Annotated in this window: 16 protein-coding genes; 8 read left to right on the top strand and 8 right to left on the bottom strand. The window is 68.4% G+C overall.

What is annotated here, in order from left to right; translation table 11 throughout:
- Positions 1–10 precede the first annotated feature (10 nt).
- Genes KF889_16425 through KF889_16405 form a run of 5 tightly spaced genes read left to right on the top strand, consistent with a single transcriptional unit; the run spans position 11 to position 3651 of the window.
- A complete protein-coding gene (locus KF889_16425; protein ID MBX3501027.1) occupies positions 11–823 on the top strand; it encodes an enoyl-CoA hydratase/isomerase family protein in 813 nt (270 codons plus the stop codon).
- A gap of 10 nt (positions 824–833) precedes the next feature.
- On the top strand, positions 834–1604 hold the full coding sequence (locus KF889_16420; protein ID MBX3501026.1) for an SDR family oxidoreductase: 771 nt from the start codon (positions 834–836) through the stop codon (positions 1602–1604).
- A 38-nt stretch (positions 1605–1642) separates the two neighbouring features.
- Positions 1643–2053 (top strand): DUF350 domain-containing protein, encoded by a 411-nt coding sequence (locus KF889_16415; protein MBX3501025.1) that lies wholly within the window; start codon positions 1643–1645, stop codon positions 2051–2053.
- 17 nt (positions 2054–2070) lie between these two features.
- Complete coding sequence (locus KF889_16410; protein ID MBX3501024.1) at positions 2071–2511, top strand: hypothetical protein; 441 nt, start codon at positions 2071–2073, stop codon at positions 2509–2511.
- A gap of 12 nt (positions 2512–2523) precedes the next feature.
- Positions 2524–3651, top strand: coding sequence for a glutathionylspermidine synthase family protein (locus tag KF889_16405; GenBank protein ID MBX3501023.1), 1128 nt, complete (start codon positions 2524–2526; stop codon positions 3649–3651).
- A 4-nt stretch (positions 3652–3655) separates the two neighbouring features.
- Here KF889_16405 and KF889_16400 read toward each other — a convergent pair whose 3' ends face one another.
- The 4 genes from KF889_16400 to KF889_16385 form a co-directional block, all read right to left on the bottom strand.
- Positions 3656–4156 carry a hypothetical protein gene (locus KF889_16400; GenBank protein MBX3501022.1) on the bottom strand — a complete coding sequence of 167 codons (501 nt, stop codon included), beginning with the start codon at positions 4154–4156 and terminating at the stop codon, positions 3656–3658.
- 126 nt (positions 4157–4282) lie between these two features.
- Complete coding sequence (locus KF889_16395; protein ID MBX3501021.1) at positions 4283–5497, bottom strand: acyl-CoA dehydrogenase family protein; 1215 nt, start codon at positions 5495–5497, stop codon at positions 4283–4285.
- 18 nt (positions 5498–5515) lie between these two features.
- Positions 5516–6727 carry an acyl-CoA dehydrogenase family protein gene (locus KF889_16390; protein ID MBX3501020.1) on the bottom strand — a complete coding sequence of 404 codons (1212 nt, stop codon included), beginning with the start codon at positions 6725–6727 and terminating at the stop codon, positions 5516–5518.
- A gap of 71 nt (positions 6728–6798) precedes the next feature.
- Positions 6799–7623, bottom strand: a complete 825-nt coding sequence (locus KF889_16385) for a hypothetical protein (protein MBX3501019.1) — start codon at positions 7621–7623, stop codon at positions 6799–6801.
- 54 nt (positions 7624–7677) lie between these two features.
- Between KF889_16385 and KF889_16380 the strand changes: the two genes are divergently transcribed.
- The 3 genes from KF889_16380 to KF889_16370 all read left to right on the top strand — a co-directional run bounded on the left by KF889_16380 (position 7678) and on the right by KF889_16370 (position 10224).
- Positions 7678–8622, top strand: coding sequence for a hypothetical protein (locus tag KF889_16380; protein ID MBX3501018.1), 945 nt, complete (start codon positions 7678–7680; stop codon positions 8620–8622).
- 73 nt (positions 8623–8695) lie between these two features.
- Positions 8696–9352 carry a glutathione S-transferase family protein gene (locus tag KF889_16375; protein ID MBX3501017.1) on the top strand — a complete coding sequence of 219 codons (657 nt, stop codon included), beginning with the start codon at positions 8696–8698 and terminating at the stop codon, positions 9350–9352.
- Positions 9353–9381: 29 nt separating this feature from the next.
- The gene (locus tag KF889_16370; GenBank protein MBX3501016.1) at positions 9382–10224 is read left to right on the top strand and encodes a sigma-70 family RNA polymerase sigma factor; all 843 of its coding nucleotides are present in this window, start codon (positions 9382–9384) and stop codon (positions 10222–10224) included.
- On the opposite strand, the gene KF889_16365 is transcribed toward KF889_16370, so the two are convergent.
- From KF889_16365 to KF889_16350, 4 genes are all read right to left on the bottom strand, one after another.
- Positions 10225–11832, bottom strand: coding sequence for an AMP-binding protein (locus tag KF889_16365; protein MBX3501015.1), 1608 nt, complete (start codon positions 11830–11832; stop codon positions 10225–10227).
- A 103-nt stretch (positions 11833–11935) separates the two neighbouring features.
- The gene (locus KF889_16360; GenBank protein ID MBX3501014.1) at positions 11936–13387 is read right to left on the bottom strand and encodes an amidase; all 1452 of its coding nucleotides are present in this window, start codon (positions 13385–13387) and stop codon (positions 11936–11938) included.
- A gap of 48 nt (positions 13388–13435) precedes the next feature.
- Positions 13436–14620 carry a divergent polysaccharide deacetylase family protein gene (locus tag KF889_16355; protein ID MBX3501013.1) on the bottom strand — a complete coding sequence of 395 codons (1185 nt, stop codon included), beginning with the start codon at positions 14618–14620 and terminating at the stop codon, positions 13436–13438.
- Between the two features lie 52 nt (positions 14621–14672).
- Positions 14673–15572, bottom strand: a complete 900-nt coding sequence (locus tag KF889_16350) for an EamA family transporter (protein MBX3501012.1) — start codon at positions 15570–15572, stop codon at positions 14673–14675.
- Between the last annotated feature and the right edge of the window lie 74 nt (positions 15573–15646).

Genomic DNA, 15646 nt, shown 5'->3' with positions numbered 1-15646 from the left:
AGGAAGCGACATGTCGGCGTGGCAGCAGCGGTACCAGCGTCTACTTTTCGATCGGCCGCACCCCAAGGTGTTGCGCGTCACCATGAACCGGCCGGAGAAGTACAACGCCACCGACGCCATCATGCATACCGAGCTGGTCAACGTCTGGCGCGACATCGACGGCGACGACACGGTGAACTGCGTGATCATCCAGGGCGCCGGCGGCAAGGTGTTCTCGGCCGGCGGCGATTTCGACCTGATCGAGAACAACATGAAGGACTTCAACGCGCTCCTGCGCACCTGGAAGGAGGCGCGCGACATCGTCTACAACGTCATCAACTGCTCCAAGCCGATCGTGAGCACCATGCGCGGGCCGGCCGTGGGTGCCGGCCTGGTCGCCGGAATCCTGGCCGATGTCTCGATCGTCTCGAAGAAGGCCAAGATCATCGACGGGCATACGCGGCTGGGCGTCGCCGCCGGCGATCACGCGGTCATCGTCTGGCCGCTGCTCTGCGGCATGGCCAAGGCCAAGTACTACCTGCTGCTCTGCGAGGCGGTCGACGGCGAGGAGGCCGAGCGCATCGGCCTGGTGTCGATGTGCGTCGAGGACGACCAGCTCGAGGCCAAGGGCCTGGAGGTCGCCACCAAGCTGGCCGAAGGCGCCCAGACCTCGATCCGCTTCACCAAGTATGCGCTCAACAACTGGCTGCGCATGATGGGGCCGTCCTTCGACGCCTCGACGGCGCTGGAGATGCTGGGCTTCATGGGGCCCGAGGTGAAGGAGGGCCTGGCCTCGCACCTGGAGAAGCGCAAGCCGCGCTTCGATCCCTACTCGCCGATCTGAGGAGCGCGCCATGCGTGGCCTGAAGGACAGGAACGTCATCGTCACCGGTGGCGGCGGCGCGATCGGCGGCGCCATCTGCCGACGCTTCGCTGCCTATGGCGCGCGCGTCGGCGTCTTCGACAAGAACCTGGAGGCGGCAACCAGGGTGGCGGACGGGATCCGCCGCAGCGGGGGCGGCGTGGCCGAGCCGGTCGGTGTGGACATCACCAGCTATGCAGCGGTCAAGGACGCGGTCGACCTGTTCGCCCGCGAGGTCGGCGCGGCCGACATCCTGGTCAACAACGCCGGCTGGGATCGCTTCGCCAATTTCGTCGACACCACGCCGGACCTCTGGGAAACGCTGATCGCCATCAACCTCAAGGGGCCGCTCAACCTGCACCACGCCACCCTTCCTGGCATGCTCGAACGCGCCTGGGGGCGCGTGGTCAACATTGCCTCCGATGCCGGCCGGGTCGGCTCCTCGCAGGAGGCGGTCTACTCCGCCTGCAAGGGAGGCATCATCGCCTTCACCAAGACCGTGGCGCGCGAGACCGCACGCCGCGGCGTGACGTTGAACACCGTCTGCCCCGGCCCGACCGACACGCCCCTGCTGGCCCAGGTCGCGGGCGAATCCGAGCGCGGCCAGAAAGTGCGCGCCGCGCTCGTCAATGCAATCCCGATGAAGCGCGTGGGCCAGCCCGAGGACATCCCGGGCGCCGTCTGTTTCCTCGCCAGCGACGACGCCGCCTTCATCACCGGCCAGACCATCAGCGTGTCAGGTGGATTGACGATGGCAGGCTAATGATGAGAAACTGACTAAGTGAACGCTCAGGGATGCACATGGAAGAATTTGCCTATTTGCTGAAGGCTCTGCCGCATTTCATCGGTTACTTCAGCCTCGCCGTGGTTCTCCTGGGCTTGTTCCTGACGATCTACATCTGGGTGACGCCCTACTCGGAGCTCGACCTCATCCGCAATGGCAATCTGGCGGCAGGCCTCAGCCTTGGCGGCGCCCTGCTCGGCTTCTGCCTGCCGCTGGCGAGCACCATCGCCCACAGCGTGAGCATTCCCGACGTCGCGATGTGGGCACTGATCGCCATGCTCCTGCAGATCGGCGTGCACTTCCTGTCCCGGGTGATCATCAAGGACATGGTGCGGCTGATCGAGAGCGGCATGGTTTCGGTGGGCGCGACCGCCTGCTGCCTGTCCCTCGGCTTCGGCATCCTCAACGCGGCTTGCCTCACCTACTAGAGTCGGAGGGCTCGCTCATGGCACGCGCTTCGACAGTGATCGGTCTCACCATGCTGGGCGCCGCCGGCGTCGGCGCAGCGACCATTCCGTTCATGGGGTCGAGCGCCAGCAGTCCGGAGAATATTGCCGGTGGGCTGCGCTGCAGCGCCAACCGCTTCGCGACGGTCGCCGAATGCCAGGCGGCGGGAAATCCGACGTGTCGGCCAGACGGCACGATGTTCGTGCCCACGAACTGCACGACGGGGACGACCAGCACCGGCTCGCGCTGGTACAACTCGCACCCGGTCTACTGGTTCGGAGGCCGGGGCCGCGACACGACGACGACGCCGTCGTCACGGCCGACCAGCGTGAGGACGACGTCGCGCCCGACCAGCGTGACGACGACCACCAGTGGCGGCACCAGCTCGCGCGGCGGCTTCGGGACCAGCGTGAGATCGCACGGCTCGGGTTCCTCGTGACCGGAGATTGCCGTGCAGCGTGAATGGTCGCCGGCGCGCATCGACTGGGAGAAGAAGGTCGAGTCGGTCGGGCTGGAGTTCCACCATCTCGACGGCAAGCCGTACTGGTTCGAGCAGGCGCGCTATCGCTTCACCGAGAAGGAAGTCGACGAGCTCGACGACGCCACCGCCGAGCTGCACAGGATATGCCTGAAGGCCGTCGAGTACGTGGTGAAGAACAGGCTGTGGAAGCCGCTGGCGATTCCCGAGCAGTTCGGCTCCTACATCGAATCGGTATGGTTCCGCCAGGATCCGACCATCGTCGGCCGCTTCGATCTCGCCTATGACGGCAAGTCGCCGCCCAAGCTGCTGGAGTACAACGCCGACACGCCGACCTCGCTGCTCGAGATGGCGGTGGCCCAGTGGTTCTGGATGAAGGACGTGCTGCCCGGCGCCGACCAGTTCAACAGCGCGCACGAGAAGCTGATCGACGCCTGGCGCAAGGTCGCCGGAATCCTGCCGCCCGACGCCATCGTGCATTTCGCCCGCATGGAGGAGGAACCGGAGGACTGGGTCACGTCGGAGTACATGCGCGACACCTGCTCGCAGGCCGGGTTGCAGACCAAGACGCTGAACGTCGAGGAGATCGGCTGGAACGGCTCGCGCTTCACCGATCTCGACGAGGTGCCGGTGCAGGTGCTGCACAAGCTCTACCCGTGGGAATGGATGATGCGCGAGGAGTTCGGCCGCTTCATCCTGTCGGACACCACCGCCTTCCTCGAGCCAGCGTGGAAGGCGATCCTGTCGAGCAAGGCGATCCTGTCGCTCTTGTGGGAGATGTTCCCCGGCCATCCCAATCTGCTGCCGGCCTATTTCGAGGCCGACCAACGCCTGGGCGAGCGCTATGTGCGCAAGCCGATCCTCGGCCGCGAGGGCCGCAACGTGCAGCTCGTCGGGCCCGGGCTGGGCCAGACCACCGATGGCACCTATGGCGCCGAGGGCTACATCTTCCAGACCTACCAGCCGCTGCCGGTATTCGACGGCAACCACGTGGTGATCGGCTCGTGGATCGTCGACGGCCAGCCCGCCGGCATCGGCGTGCGCGAGGACAGTGGGCCGATCCTCAACAACCACAGCCGCTTCGTGCCGCACTACTTCTGAAGGCTCAGTCCGAGCCCAGCTCGCCCATCGTCGGCGGCGAGGCGCCCGTTGTCGGACGGCTGGCGCCGAGAAACGCCGCCAGCGACTCGGCGGGATCGATCAACCTGCGTGGTTCGGATGCGTCGGCGCGATGCTGCGCCGCGCTGCGATATAGCCGGCGTTCGAGCCAATCGAGCGCATCCGCCGCCAGGTCGCGGCCGGCGGGCCCAGCATTGAGGCTGACCTGGGTGATGCTCAGCAGGTCGGCCGAGTGACGCAGCAAGCGTGACGGGGCGTGGCGCACGCTCGAGACGGGCGGCACGGGCAGCGACGCGTGGCCTGCCCCGGCGGCGGCCCGCGGCGGAACATCGATGTCCTGCCGGCGATGGCGCTCGCGTTCATGGTCCGACGCGGCCGCCGCACTGGCGAGCTGGACGATCGCTGGCTGGCTCGGCATATGGGTCGGCGAGCGGCTAGCGCCCTGTCGCGCCGGCGGCTGCGTGCAGCCCATGACCAGCGCGACCATGGCTAGTGTCGCTGCCCTGCGGATCGGCCAAAACATCCGCGCCTCCGTTGGTGCAAGGCTACCGGGGTTGACCGGACCGCGCCAACAGGAACCCGATGTGGATAAGGATCGGGCTCCGTCGGGTCGCTACAGGCCGATCAACGCCTTCGACAGCACGTTGCGCTGCACCTCGGAGGAGCCGCCGAAGATCGTCGTCTTGCGCTGGTTGAAGTAGCGCGGCGCGGCGTCGTCGCTGTAGCCCGGCCCGACCGGCACCACGTTGGAGTCGTAGTTGCGCAGCTCGGTGAAGGGCTGGGCATAGCTGCCTACCGCCTCGACCGCCATCTCGGTGATCTTCTGGCCGACCTCGGTGCCGCGCATCTTGACCACGGAAGCCTGCAGGCCCGGCGAGTCGCCCGACTTCAGCGAGCTGTAGAAGGCCAGCTCGTTCATCTCCACGGCGTCGATCTCGATGCGCAGCGCCGCCATCTTCTCGCGCCACGCCGGATCCGAAGACAGCGGCTTGCCGTCCTTGACCCAGAGCTCGGCCAGGTCATCAAGATGGCGCAGCGACTTGCGCAGGCGCGGGCCATGCGCCTGACCGCCGCGCTCGAACTCCAGCAGGTACTTGGCGTAGGTCCAGCCCTTGTTCTCCTCGCCGACGCGGTTCTTCACCGGCACGCGGACGTTGTCGAAGAACACCTGGTTGACCTCGTGCCGCATCGGCGTACGCGTGCCGTCGGTCAGGTAGATCGGCTCGACCTTGATGCCCGGCGACTTCATGTCGATCAGCAGGAAGCTGATGCCCTCCTGCTGCTTGCCCTCGGTCGAGGTGCGCACCAGACAGAAGATCCAGTCCGCCCAATGCGCGTTGGTCGTCCAGATCTTCTGGCCGTTGACGACGTAGTCGTCGCCGTCGCGCACCGCGCGCGTGCGCAGCGAGGCGAGGTCGGAGCCCGAGCCGGGCTCCGAGTAGCCCTGGCACCACAGTTCCTCGGCGCGCGCGATCGCCGGCAGGAAGCGCTCCTTCTGCCAGTCGCTGCCGTACTTCATCAGCACGGGCGCCACCATCTTCAGGCTGAACGACGACAGGTACGGCGAGTCCGCGCGCGCCATCTCCATCTCGAAGATGAACTTCTGCGTCGAGTTCCAGCCCGGTCCGCCGTGCTCCTTGGGCCAGTTCGGCGTCAGCCAGCCCTTGGCGGCGAGGATCTTCTGCCACTGGATCAGCCGCTCGCGCGAGACGTGGCTGCTGCGGCTGCGCCGCGATTCCTCCGCCACCTCCTTCGGCATGTTCTGTGCGATCCAGGTGCGGATCTCGGTCTGGAAGGCGAGTTCCTCGGCCGTGAACTGCAGATGCATGCCCTCCTCCCTCGCGCGCTAGAGACCCAGCATCGCCTTGGCCATGATGCCGCGCTGCACTTCCGACGAGCCGCCGTAGATCGTCATCTTGCGGCCGTTGAAGTAGCGCGGCGCCAGCACGTCGGAACCCTCCGGGCCGATCGGCTCCTCGTTGGAGTTCGGCTTGCGCTGGTTGGGGAATGGCGCCGCGTAGTGCGCCGCGACATCGACGGCGTATTCCTGGACCTGCTGCATGACCTCGGTGCCGCGCAGCTTGATCATCGAGGACAGCGGGCCCGGATTCTGGCCGCCGCTGAGCTTGGAGTAGAACTCCATCTCGAACATCTCCAGGCCGGAGATCTCGATCTCGGTGCGCGCCAGCTTCTCGCGCCAGGCCGGATCGCCGCCCAGTTTCGACTCGCCGTTGGCCGCCTCGCCCACCATGCGCTTCAGGCGCTCGAACGAGGAGCGCAGGCGCGGGCTGTAGGGATTGCCGCCGCGCTCGAACTCCAGCAGGTACTTGGCGCAGGTCCAGCCCTTGTTCTCCTCGCCGATGCGCTGGTCGACCGGGATGCGCACGTCGTCGAGGAAGACCTGGTTGACCTCGTGGTTGCCCTCGCGATTGCCGTCGGCGGTGACGATCGGCTCGACCTTCACGCCCGGCGTGCTCATCGGGAAGACGACGAAGGAGATGCCGTCCTGCGGCTTGCCCTCGGTCGAGGTGCGCACCAGGCAGAACATCCAGTCGGCGATATGCGCGCCGGTGGTCCAGGTCTTCGAGCCGTTGATGACGTAGTGATCGCCGTCGCGCACCGCGCGCGTGCGCAGCGAGGCGAGGTCGGAGCCCGAGCCTGGCTCGGAATAGCCCTGGCACCAGATCAGGTCGCTGTTGAGCATCGGCGGCAGGTAGCGCCGCTTCTGCTCGTCGGTGCCGAACTTCATGATCACGGGCGCGCACATCTTGGGCCCGAAGGGCGAGGTGCCCGGCGCGCCGGCGTTCGCCATCTCCATCTCGAAGATGTACTTCTGCGTCGGCGTCCAGCCCGGGCCGCCGAACTCCCTGGGCCAGTTGGTGCACAGCCAACCCTTGGCGGCCAGGCGCTTCTGCCAGTCGAGCAGCCGCTCCTTGGGCATGTGCGCGTTTCGCGCCACCTTGCTCTCGCCGACGATCTCCGGCGTCAGGTTGACCTTGAGCCAGTCGCGCACCTCGCCCTGGAAGGCGCGGTCGGCGTCGGTGAAGTTCATGTGCATGCGGGTGGTCCTTCCGCCCTGGGCGGCCAGTACTGGTTTTGGTGGGACGGTATCGCCGCGGGGCGGGTCCTTCAACCCACTGCGGCTCGGGGTTTCAACAGGCGGAAGCCTTGGGGCGTCTTCGCCATCACGCGCGCGAGGCCGTCGCTGGCGGCGAGCATCGTGCAGTGGTCCGCCACGGCGATGCGCTCGATGACCGCCATCCCACGACCGAGCGAGCCGATCGCGGCAAGGCGCGTGAGGCGCACGCCGGCGGCCGCCAGGCGCCTGCGGTAGCGCGCCTCCTTCGGTCCGTTGTCACGATCGTAGCCCCGGCGATTGACGCAGATCAGCGCCGCGTGCTCGAGCATCGACCGTGGATCGCGCGCGTAGCGGTCGTCGTCGTACAGCGCATCGAAGAAGGCGACCGCCCTGGTTCGCGCCATGAGGTCGGGATGGGCGCTGCACGCCGAGAGCGCATGGTGGCCGGCGCTGAAGCCCGTCAGCAGCAGCGGGGCGCCCGCGAACGCCGTCGCAAATCGCGTCGACGTGCCCAGCATTCGGCGCGTGATCTGTGCCGACTCTCGCAGTACCGCATCGATGCTGCGCCGGGTCTGAAAAGGCGCACCGCGCCGGTGCTCGCGCGGTGACAGCGCAAGACGCGGCGCGACGATGATGGCATTGCGATCCGAAGCCGCGAGCTGGCGCGCCAGCGCGTGCCGTCGCAGCGACTCCTCGAAGGGCCGAGGATGGCCCCTGGCGCACAGGCTCTCGAAGCCGTGGAAGAACAGCACGACAAGGAACGGCCGATCGGCGGCGAAGCGCGCGGGAGCGAAGATCGCCACGCGCGGGTGCCGCACGCCGGCGCAAGGCGACGACTTGAGCGGTCGGATGGTCGAGACGATCTCGTGCGGCATGTCGGATCATAGGACGCTATGCTCGCCGCCGGGAGACAAACGCCGGGAGGGCCCATGGCCAGCCGTATCAATCGCGCCGTTGAGCTGCTGGGACAGGATCAGGCGATCTACTACGACGGCCCGCATACCGGCCACGTGCTGACCTACGCGCAGGGCCGCGCCGATGCCGAGACCTGGGCCGACTACATCAATGTCGGCATGGAGCACGGCGCCTTCGACATGACCGGGCTGGCCGAGTACATGCGCGGCATGGTCGAGGCCGGCCCGACCCGCTCGGGCCATCGCACGCCGGCGGTGATTGTCGAGGCGCCGGTCAACGGCACCGACGAGGCCAATGTGCGTTTCAACGCCTGGCAGTTCCGCCAGATCCTCGGCCGCGGCGTGCACGGCATCCTGCTGTGCCAGGCCGAGACCCCCGACGCCACCCGCGCCTTCGTCGAGTCCTGCCGCTATCCCCCGAACTTGGCCGGGGTCGACGCCGCCCTGCCCTCGCCGGTCGACCGCCTGGGCGGTGCCGTGCGACCGCAGCCGACGGGCGGCAAGCTCGGCATCGGCACGCGCGGCCGCGGCTCGGAGCCGACGGCGGCGCCGATCTGGGGTATCAGCGAGCTCGACTACCTCAGCCGCTGCGATCCCTGGCCGCTCAATCCCGAGGGCGAGTTGCTGCTCGGCGTCAAGCTGGAGAGCCCGGAAGGAATCGCCAATTGCGAGGCGATCCTCGACGTGCCGGGCCTGGGCTTTGCCGAGCTCGGGCCGGGCGACCTCGGCCTGTCGCTGGGCTACCGCACCGTGCCGCGCCAGCCCTTCCCGCCGGAGATGAAAGCCGCGCGCGATCGCGTCCTGAAGGCCTGTCGCGCCCGCGGCATCGCCTTTCTCGAGGGCTGCGCGCCCGACAACATCGCCGGTCGCATCGACGAGGGCGTGCGGGTCGTCGCCGGCCACGACCCCGAGACCGCCAAGGTCGGCCGCGCTCATCAGAAGCGGGCCATGCCGGTGTGAAAATCGTCGCTCGGCCGAATCCTTTGCCTGATGCCGCACGTCTTGGAATCAGGCAGCCACGAGGAGCCCCGCCATGACGATCGAAAGAACACTGTACTGGTACCCCAGTCTGCACCCGCAGAAGGCGCGCCTGGCGCTCAACGCCCTGGAGTTGCCGCACAAGGTGCACCGGATGGATCTCGCCGGCGGCGAGCAGCGGACGCCGGCATTCCTGGCGCTGAATCCCGTCGGCAAGGCGCCGGTGCTGGTCGATGGCGGCTTCGTGCTGCCGGAGTCGAACGCCATCGTCGCCTATCTCGGCGAGCGCTACGGCCTGTGGCCAAAGGGCTACGAGGCGCGCGCCGAGGCGCTGCGCTGGCTGTTCGTCGAGGCGCACTACCTGCGCGAGCCCGCCAGCGCCGTGTGGTTCCATCGCTTCTTCATGCCCCTGGTCGGCGGCCCGAGCGACGAGGCGGCTGCGGCGCGCGGCGAGACGGATCTGGAGAAGCCGCTCAGGCTGCTGGAGACGCGCCTTGCCGCATCGCCCTGGCTGATGGGCAACGATCTCACCCTGGTCGACTGCGGCTTCGGCCCCGTGCTCGACGCCGCCGCTCTCGGCGGCTTCGACTTCGCACCCTTCCCGGCTATCGCCGCCTATCTGGCGCGCCTGCGCGCCATGCCTGCCTGGCAGCGCGGCGAGTTCTGGACGCCGGCCGATCTCGCCCGCAAGCGCGAGGCGGTGGCCGCGTGAGTGAGAGCCTGGAGCGCCTTCTCGTCGAAATGCGGCCAAAGCTGCACCGCTATTGCGCCCGCATGACCGGCTCGGTGATCGAGGGCGAGGACGTGCTGCAGGAGGCGATGCTCAAGGCCATCGAGGCCTTCCCGCGGGCCGGTCCGATCGCCAATCCCGAGGGCTGGCTGTTCCGCGTCGCCCACAACGCGGCGCTCGACCACCTGCGCCGCCGCGCGCGGCAAGACGCGCTGCGCGCCGATGAGGACCTTGAGATGGTCGTCGATCCGGCCGACGAAATCGCCGCCCGCCAGGCATCGGCCGCGGCCTTGCGCACCTTCATGCGGCTGCCGGTGGCACAACGCAGCTGTGTCATCCTGATGGACGTGCTGGGCCATTCCCTCGACGAGATCGGGGCCGTGGTCGACGCTACGGTCCCCGCCGTGAAAGCGGCGCTGCATCGCGGTCGAGCGCGTCTTCGCGAACTGGCGGCCGAGCCGGACGATGAGCCTCTGCCGGCCCTGGCCGAATCCGATCGCTCGCTGCTGGCGGCCTATGTCGATCGCTTCAACGCCCGTGACTTTGACACCATCCGCGCCATGCTCGCCGACGAGGTCCGGGTCGAGGTCTTCAACCGCACCCGGATGAAGGGCCGCGAGGAAGTCGGTCGCTATTTCGCCAACGCGTCGCGCGGCGACGACTGGCGCATGGTCGCCGGCGAGGTCGAAGGCCGGCCGGCGGCAATCATCATCGATCCGAACGACCCCACGGCGACGCCAGTGCACTTCTCGGTGCTGCGTTTCGCGGATGGCCGCCTGCTGGAGATCCGCGACTTCCGCTATGCCCGCTACGCCAACGAAGCGGCCGGGCTGCGGCCGGCCGATAAGACATGATCAGCCGGCGACCGACAGGCGAGCGCGCAGCGCCACCTTGTGCACCTTCTCCAGCGTCGAGCGCGGCATGTCCTCGACCAGGAACACCGCGCGCGGCCGCTTGAAGTCGGCGAGCTTGGCGGCGCATTCGCCCAGGATGCGGTCGGGCAGCTCGTTGTTGCCCTCGATGGCGATTCCCGGCGCCGGAATGACGAACGCGACAGGCACCTCGTCGAGCATGCGGTGCTTCTGCGCCACCACGGCGCATTCCTGCACGCCGGGCACCAGGGCGATGACGCGTTCGATCTCCGAGGCGGCGACGTTCTCGCCGCCGACCTTGAGCATGTCCTTGTCGCGGTCGCTGAAGGTGATGTAGCCGTCCTCCTCCAGCTTCACGCGATCGCCGGTCATGAACCAGCCGTCCTCGGTGAAGCTGTCGGCCGTGGCCTGTGCGTTGTCGAGATACTCGGCGAAGATCTGGATGCCGCGCGTGCCCTGGCATTGCAGGTGGCCGATGCCGCCGGGCGCGATCGGCGTCGCCAGATCCTCGTCGAGGATGCGGATGCCGTAGCCCGCGGCCGGCCGGCCCGTGGTCATCGGTCGATTGCGCAGCAGTGCGTCGCCGATGATGCCCTGGCTCACCGTCTCGGTCATGCCCCACCAGCCGATGGTGCGTACCTTGAACACCTCGTCGAACGGCGGCTCGTTGATGGCGTTGCCCATCATGCGGAAGTGATGCGGCGGGATGTCGTGCTGCATCAGCGCCTTGAGGAAGAACGGCAGGGTCGAATGCCAGGTGCAGCGGTTGCGCAGCGCCACGTCCCAGAAGCGCCGCGCCGAGAATTTCGGCTGCAGCACGACGGTGCCGCCGGCCCACATCGCCGGCAGGATCGAGTAGGCGCGCGCATTGGTATGGAACGACGGCATCACGACGTGATGCACGTCGGCCTCGTTGAGGTTCTGGTGGATCGCCGATGTCCGCGCGCCCCACAGCGCGTTGCCCTGCGTCCACAGGACGCCCTTGGGCCGCGACGTGGTGCCTGACGTGTATTGCACCGAGCCCGGCCGCCAGGGATCGGCCTCGAGCTTCGGCAGGTCGGCGGGATCGCCGTCGAGCGAGGAGAAGGCGTTGGCCTTCTGCGGCCGCAGCCCGGCCGGCGGCTCGCCGCCCTCGACCATATGCTCGGTGACGACCAGCCATTTGATGTTGCGGGCGTTCGCTGCGACCGTTTCCGCCAGCTCCGGCTGGGTGATGGCGCCGACAGCGCCGCAGTGATCGGCGAAGTACGCCAGCTCCTCGCCGGCCGAGCGCGTGTTGGTGGTCACGACCACTGCGCCCAGCCGGGCACACGCGAACCAGACGAACTCCAGCTCGGGCGAATTGTCGAGATGAGCCAGCACGAAATCGCCGGCCTTCACTCCGCGCCTGTGCAGGCCGGAGGCGACGCGCTGCACGCGATCGCGGAACTGCCGGTACGTCCAGACCTGGCGCGGGCCCTCGAACGGCTCCCACACCAGGTACGGATGATCGCCGCGTGTCTCGGCGCGGAAGTCGAGCAGCCAGGTGACGTCGCGCCCGGCGAAGGGGTTGACGATGCTTCCGCGCCAATCGACGGGCGTAAACGACATGGGCACTTCCTCGACGCTCGTTCTTGTCGGAGTCGAGGATAGCCAATCGATCGCAGGGACGGAAATCGGCTTCGCTGCGCTCAGTGGGCTTTTTCGTCAACGTTCAGGCGTAGCCCGATGGCCGCGTGAAGCCACCGATGACATCCGTCAATCGCCGTGCCAGATCGATGCAGGTACGGTCCTCCAGATAGGGCCCGACCACCTGCATGCCGATCGGCAGGCCGGCCCTGCTGCGTCCCACCGGCACCACGGTCGCAGGCAGTCGTACATTGCCGATCAGCCCGGCCCATCCGATCGCTTCCAGGTAACCGCGTTGCACACCGTTGACCGTCAGACGCCTCGCCTGCAGGTCCGGCGAATGGTCGTGCGCAAAGGCCGCTGTCATGACGATCGGGCACAGGAAGACGTCGTAGCCGGTGAAGAAGTCCGCCCAGCGCGCGCGCTCTTCCTGGCGGGCCGCCGCTTCGCGCACGTAGTCGACGTGGCGCATGGTCGAGCCGCGCATGAACAGCGTGCTCATCGCCCGCGGGTCGGTCACCGCCTTGGCACCGATCGCCAGCTGTTCCAGCAGGCCCTCGTCGTAGCCCGGCGCCAGGGCGGCGGCGAGCATGCGGTAGAAGCGGCGGAAGCTGTCGCCGAAATCGAGCGCCGGCCTGGACGGCCGCACGGTGGCGCCGGACTTGGCGACCGCGTCAGCGGCGCGACTGATGGCGTCGGCGATTTCCGTTTCGACCGCACAGAACGCATCGTCCGGGCAGATCGCGATCCGGTAGTCGGCGAGCGCGGTACGCCGCGGCGCCGGCAGGTCGATGCGCCAAGCGGTGGCGTCCCATTCGCCCGGCCCGGCCAGCACCGAAAGCGCGAGGTCGAGGTCGTCGGCGCTGCGCGCCAGCGGCCCGGCAACGGCGATGTCGGGCAGGTAGAGCGAGTTCGGCGGTCCCGGCACATGCCCGCGCAACGGCACCACGCCGAAGCTCGGCTTGTGGCCGTACACGCCGCAGAAATGCGCCGGGTTGCGGATCGAGCCGCCGATATCGCTGCCCAGCTCGAGCGGTGTCATGCCCGTCGCCAGCGCCGCCGCCGAGCCGCCCGAGGAGCCACCCGGGCCGCGCGTCAGGTCCCAGGGATTGTTGGTCGTGCCGTAGACCTCGTTGTAGGTCTGTAAGTCACCGGCGTAGAGCGGCGTGTTGGTCTTGCCGAAGATCACCGCGCCGGCATCGACCAGCTTGTTCACCGCATCGGCATGGCGCAGCGCGGCGTTGGCCTTCAGGGCAACGGCACCGGCGGTGGTCGGCAGGCCCTCGACGTCGAAGCACTCCTTCACCGTCATGGGCACGCCATGCAGCGGCCCGAGCGGCTTGCCCTTGGCCAGCGCTTTGTCGGCTTCGACTGCCCGCTCCTTCGCGCGCTCCCAGTCGAAGACGACGACGGCATTGACCTTCGGGTTGTGCTGATCGACGCGCCGGCGGAAATGCTCGAGCAGCTCGACCGCCGAGACCTTGCGGGCGCGCACCGCCGCCGCGAGATCGCCCGCCGCCATCCACGTCGCGTCCATATTCGTTCCTCCGTTCGTCGAGGGGGCGACGCTAGAACGCGCCGCGGGCTACTGCCAACCCCGTCGGCGGATCGCCGCGCTGATCGGGCCGAGGACGAAGCCCTTGCCCGACAGGCCGGGCAGCCACTCCGCCAGCGCCTGGATGGTGACGTCGTGCGGATGGCCGATGGCGACGGCGAAGCCCTGGCGGCGCGCCAGCACCTCGGTCTCGGCAAGCTGTCGCCGCACGGCGTCGATGGCCATGACATCGTCCAGGAACACGTGGCGATCGACGTTGGGCATGCCGAGTTCCTCGGCCACCAGGCCACCCACCGTGTCGGCATGCGTGCGCGAATCGAGGAAGGCGAGCCCGCGCGTCTTCATCTCGCGCAATGACACCTCGACGCCGGGACGCCAGGTCGTGAACCTGCTGCCCATGTGATTGTTGACCGCGACATAGCCGGAGAACGAGTCCAGTGCCGCGACCGTGCGCCGGCGGATCATGTCGAGCGACAGGTTGGTGAGCAGCGCGTTGGGTCCTGGATCGACGCCGCGCGACAACGGCTCCATCGGCAGATGCAGCATAAGCTCGTGCCCGCGGCCGCGCGCCGCCGTTGCCTGCTCGGCGAGGTTGCGCGCATAGGGCAGATAGGACAGGGTCAGTGGACGCGGCAGCTCGGTGATCCGACGCGAGCGCGGCCGGTCGAGGCCCATGTCGTCTATCACCACGACGATCAGCGGCCGGCGACGATCGTCGCTGAAGGCGATGGCGTTGCGCTGCCATGCTGCGCCCGCCGGCGCCGCGCGCGGCGTCGATGGCGGTGCGCGGCGTTCCTCGTAGTTCGGCTGCGGCTTGCCTTCCGACTCGCTGTACACCGGCAGCCCCGGTACCTGCTCGATGCTGGCGTAGCGCGGCGGCGGTGACGGCCTGCTCGTCGTCGGCGCCGGCCGCGACGGTTCGGGCTTCGCCGCAATCGTCGCCGGCGGCGACGGACGTGGGCCATTGAGAATGCCGGTCAGCCAGAAGCCGCCACCGATGCCCAGGACCGCCAGGCACAGCAGCGCCAACGCGCCGAACGCCAGCCGCCGCGCCAGCATGGCGTCGAACAGGCCGCGGCCGTAGGCGCCGACGGCGGCAAGCGCCTCATCGAGGCGCGCGCCGATTGTCGCCGGCGCCGCCTTGCGCGACTTGCCCTTGCGCGCGCGCGTCTTGCCGCCGCCGCTCTTGCGGGTCCGCCCTTTGGAAGCTGCCATGCGAGGGGAAATCGCTTCGTTGTCGTTGCCGGCACTCTAGCACATCGGCGCTTCAGAACAGGCGCGGTGCATTCATCAGCACGAGGCCTGCGACGATCACCGCCGCGGCGGCGACGCGGCGGCGACCGAAGCTCTCGCCCAGCAGCAGTGCGCCCATCAGCGCGCCAAACAGCACCGAGGTCTCGCGCAGCGCCGCGACATGCGCCATCGGCCCCTGCGACAGCGCCCAGATGGCGATGCCGTAGCCGCCATGCGCCACCAGTCCGCCCGCCACGCCGCGATGCCAGTTGGTGCGCAGGTAGCCGACCACCGCGCGCGGCCGCCGCCAGATCGCGAAGAGCAGCAGCCACGGTCCCTCGAGCAGGTTGAGCCAAGCGATGTAGCTGATCTTGTGCTCCAGGGTGGGGCCGGCGGCACGCACGCCCAGGCCGTCCGCCACGATATAGAGCGCGATGGTGACGCCGGTGAGCAGCGCGAAGAGAGTAGCCAGCCGATGGCGGCGGCGCGCTCCCGGCGATGCTTCTCCGGTGGCGCGACCATCGCGCTCCGGCAACGCCAGGGCGATCAGTCCGGCCGACAGCAGAACGACGCCCAGGACGTCCTGGGAGCGCAGCGCCTCGCCGAGCAGGCGACCCGAAAACACCGCCACGAGCAGCGGACCCGATCCGCGGGCGATGGGATAGGCGTGACTGAGATCGCCGTAGGCGTAGGCCTTGAGCAGGAAGACGTAATAGAGGAGATGGGCCGCCACGGAGCAGGCTGCCCATTTCCATGCCGCCGGATCGATCATCGGCAGGAACGGTACCAGGATCGCGCCCTGCAGCGCGCCCATAGCCATGATCACCCCGAACGTCGCCAGTCGGTCGGCACGGTCGGATTTCAGGATGGCATTCCAGCTCGCGTGCATGACCGCCGCCGCAAGCAGCAGGGCGATGACGAGCGGGTCGAGCACGGTGGCCATGAGGGAGGAAGGACGGCGTGTGACGTTTTTGTTGCAGCCACCATAGGCTGCCGTCGCGCCGCCGT

The organism is Alphaproteobacteria bacterium, assembly GCA_019635875.1.
Taxonomy (GTDB): Bacteria; Pseudomonadota; Alphaproteobacteria; order Reyranellales; family Reyranellaceae; genus JAFAZJ01.
Note: the sequence above shows the minus strand (reverse complement) of the source record. Positions and strands in the feature narration are given on the sequence as shown.

Coding starts and splice junctions, on each gene's coding strand:
- KF889_16380 (MBX3501018.1), top strand. CDS start 7,678: ATGGCCAGCCGTATCAATCGCGCCGTTGAGCTGCTGGGACAGGATCAG.
- KF889_16385 (MBX3501019.1), bottom strand. CDS start 7,623: ATGCCGCACGAGATCGTCTCGACCATCCGACCGCTCAAGTCGTCGCCT.
- KF889_16425 (MBX3501027.1), top strand. CDS start 11: ATGTCGGCGTGGCAGCAGCGGTACCAGCGTCTACTTTTCGATCGGCCG.
- KF889_16370 (MBX3501016.1), top strand. CDS start 9,382: ATGCGGCCAAAGCTGCACCGCTATTGCGCCCGCATGACCGGCTCGGTG.
- KF889_16410 (MBX3501024.1), top strand. CDS start 2,071: ATGGCACGCGCTTCGACAGTGATCGGTCTCACCATGCTGGGCGCCGCC.
- KF889_16395 (MBX3501021.1), bottom strand. CDS start 5,497: ATGCATCTGCAGTTCACGGCCGAGGAACTCGCCTTCCAGACCGAGATC.
- KF889_16360 (MBX3501014.1), bottom strand. CDS start 13,387: ATGGACGCGACGTGGATGGCGGCGGGCGATCTCGCGGCGGCGGTGCGC.
- KF889_16415 (MBX3501025.1), top strand. CDS start 1,643: ATGGAAGAATTTGCCTATTTGCTGAAGGCTCTGCCGCATTTCATCGGT.
- KF889_16390 (MBX3501020.1), bottom strand. CDS start 6,727: ATGCACATGAACTTCACCGACGCCGACCGCGCCTTCCAGGGCGAGGTG.
- KF889_16355 (MBX3501013.1), bottom strand. CDS start 14,620: ATGGCAGCTTCCAAAGGGCGGACCCGCAAGAGCGGCGGCGGCAAGACG.
- KF889_16400 (MBX3501022.1), bottom strand. CDS start 4,156: ATGGTCGCGCTGGTCATGGGCTGCACGCAGCCGCCGGCGCGACAGGGC.
- KF889_16365 (MBX3501015.1), bottom strand. CDS start 11,832: ATGTCGTTTACGCCCGTCGATTGGCGCGGAAGCATCGTCAACCCCTTC.
- KF889_16375 (MBX3501017.1), top strand. CDS start 8,696: ATGACGATCGAAAGAACACTGTACTGGTACCCCAGTCTGCACCCGCAG.
- KF889_16420 (MBX3501026.1), top strand. CDS start 834: ATGCGTGGCCTGAAGGACAGGAACGTCATCGTCACCGGTGGCGGCGGC.